This is a genomic window from Blautia sp. MSK20_18 (assembly GCF_020553125.1).
GTDB lineage: Bacteria > Bacillota > Clostridia > Lachnospirales > Lachnospiraceae > Blautia_A > Blautia_A fusiformis.
This window is the reverse complement of the sequence record NZ_JAJCGR010000081.1, coordinates 1-1,959: the sequence shown is the minus strand read 5'-3', so window position 1 is coordinate 1,959 and position 1,959 is coordinate 1. Positions and strand designations below refer to the sequence as shown.

General features: G+C 38.1%; 2 protein-coding genes. Both read left to right on the top strand.

Annotation, left to right across the window (positions count from 1 at the left end):
- Nucleotides 1–473: 473 nt before the first annotated feature.
- Nucleotides 474–1,451, top strand: coding sequence for a M28 family metallopeptidase (locus LI091_RS18275; protein ID WP_227752247.1), 978 nt, complete (start codon nt 474–476; stop codon nt 1,449–1,451).
- Between the two features lie 140 nt (nt 1,452–1,591).
- On the top strand, nt 1,592–1,959 hold a 368-nt coding region (locus tag LI091_RS18270), incomplete at its 3' end, for a hypothetical protein (RefSeq protein ID WP_265191442.1).

Genomic DNA, 1,959 nt, shown 5'->3' with positions numbered 1-1,959 from the left:
TAACCTGGAGAACGCAAAGAAAATACTTTCAGGAATTTAACATAATATATAGCAAGAAGTCTCCTTCCTTTACAGATGTGCAATGAATTGTAAAAGTACTGTACGAACGCTGTAAAAGCAAAAAAGAACACTTGGTTGGTGATGCAGTTCATGGTATAATAGTATCAGTTGATAACATAAATGATAAAAAAGCTAATTTTGTTAAAAAAGGATCACAATGTACATTTAGAATATCAGATTTACCGCCTTTTGATCATGTGGTTGTAATGTTCCGTGCATAGCCCAGAATGGAACTAAGTAAATTTATCAATGTCTGTCCCTTTTTCAAAATCTGAGATTTAATTGGCAGAAGTATATCACATGATAATGTTTATGGTATGAAAAAAAGCTTTCGTTGTAGCCTATGGTTCTGCATGGAAAGTTATTGGATAAAAGATACTGATTAATACTTGGTAAAATGAGGGAGCTCACAAATGAAAAAAATTACAATTGCCTTAATTATGGTTATATCATTAATAGCACCAATTCAGACAATGGCGGAAAGTGTTACCCAGAACGGTACAATAATAGAGCCTTTGGAACAGAATATTGAACAGATCATCGATGAAATCACTTCTGAACCGCGTCCAATAAATTCTGATGCAATACAGAATGTAAAAGAATATATTAGTGAATATTTTGGCAATCTGGGATATGACAATATAGAATACCAGAAATTCGAATATAACGATGAAAACAATGAGAATGCAATAAGGCATTCCTCGCAGGCGGATGTGTTTCTGGCATCAACAGCCGAGGATGCAATTGTTGACGGCATTGGTGAAAATATCATTGTGACAAAAAACTCATCCATTGATACTACAAAAAATCTGATCATAAGTGCCCATTATGACAGTGCAGAAGATTCGGTGGGCGCCAATGATAACGGTTCCGGAGTGGCAGCAGTGCTTGAACTGGCAAGGATTTTAAAAGATACAGAGATACCGTATAATATAAAATTCATCCTGTTCTCGGGCGAAGAGAAATATATGCTGGGTTCAAGATGGTATGTTGGTAAGCTGACGGAGGACGAGCGGAAACAGATTATCGGAGTAATAAATATTGATACTATTGCAGAAAAAAGTGATCTGGGTTATATGGCGATGATCGAAGGAAACAAAAGACCAGACAATGCGGAATATGATGATGAGGGATTGAAAAAACTGGCAGAATTAAATAAAAACAGTATGTCAGAACTATTTACACCCAGTGACAGATTTTTCCTGACAATGGCAACCAACAGTGACCATTATCCGTTTGCATTAGTGAATATCCCGGCAGTATCTATTGTCCAGGACTGGCAAGATGGTTTGAACGTGAATGATAGTTCTGATGTAAAAGAAAATATGGATATACAGAGAATTGTGGAAGTGATTGATCAGGTTATGGAAGTACTTCCAACGATCAATTAAATTTATATCAAAAATCTCCCACTAATGGTAGTGCCAGATAAAAAACATTGCAGAAGTCAGTAATATTAATGTTTTTCATGGTGCTAGTACGGTACGAAGCCGAAATAATCAAATACTGACAGAGACTAGGAGGTGGAATAATGAAAAAATGGATCGTGATGCTGGCGATACTTGTTATGTTCTGTCTGGCGGGATGCGGGGAAAAGCCGATGACAGCAGTGTATTTTCATACAGATGATAACAGCTGGTATTTTGCGGATCTGGACACGGACACGATTTTCTCCGGAACGATACCGGATAAGCTTACGGATGAGAATGGAAAGAAGCTGACAGAGGAAGATATGACAGACGGAGATGTTTACCTGATCTATGGAGATGGTATCATGCTGGAAAGCTTCCCGGGACAGTATCCGGGAATCACAAAGATGGTACGGAAAGAACAGGGCAATCAGGAAAAGGCCGATCATTACCGGAAGGAGCTGCTTTCCATGATGCGTCCGGTGATGAT